At 74.1% G+C, this 707-nt stretch carries 1 protein-coding gene; it reads right to left on the bottom strand.

Annotated elements, in window-relative coordinates; translation table 11 throughout:
* Positions 1-707, bottom strand: a 707-nt coding sequence (locus tag C1J00_RS43910; protein ID WP_342751824.1) for an MFS transporter, incomplete at both ends; no start/stop codon positions are given.

Consider the following 707-nt stretch of genomic DNA (forward strand, 5'->3'; position numbering starts at 1 on the left):
GTTGATGCCGCTGGCCAGACCGGCCCGCACCACGCTCACCGAGCCCAGGACCGTCGCCGTCAGCGGCGCCACCAGCGTGACCATGCCCAGCCCGAGCACCATCAGCGCCGGCAGCACGTCGGCGAGGTAGGACGCCCCCCGCCCGACCCGCAGCATCAGCAGCATCCCGGCCGCGCACAGCAGCGGTCCCGCCGTCAGCGGGATCCGCGGCCCGATCCGGTCGGCCAGTTCCCCGGACCGTGCGGACAGCAGCAGCATCAGCACGGTCGTCGGCAGCAGCGCCGTACCGGCGGCGAGGGCCGAGTAGCCCACGACCACCTGGAGCTGGAGCGCGGCGAGGAAGAAGAACCCGCCGAGCGCCGCGTACACGCACAGCGTGACCAGGTTGACGGCTGTGAACTGCCGGGACGCGAAGATGTCCGGCGGCATCATCGGATCGGGCCGGCGCCGCTCGACCACCACGAACGCCACGGCCGCGGCCAGTCCGGCCACCGCCGAGACGACGACCACCACACCGCCCCCGCCGGCCTCGATCAGCGCGTACGTCACCAGCGCGAGCGCCAGCGCCCCCAGCACGGCCCCGAGCACGTCGAACCGCCCGTGCGCCCGCTCTGCCCCACCCGACTCCGGAACGTGCCGCAGGGCGACCGGCAGGCACAGCAGGGCCAGTGGCACGTTCAGCAGGAACACCCACCGCCAGCCCGGCC

This window comes from Streptomyces cahuitamycinicus, assembly GCF_002891435.1.
GTDB classification, from domain to species: domain Bacteria; phylum Actinomycetota; class Actinomycetes; order Streptomycetales; family Streptomycetaceae; genus Streptomyces; species Streptomyces cahuitamycinicus.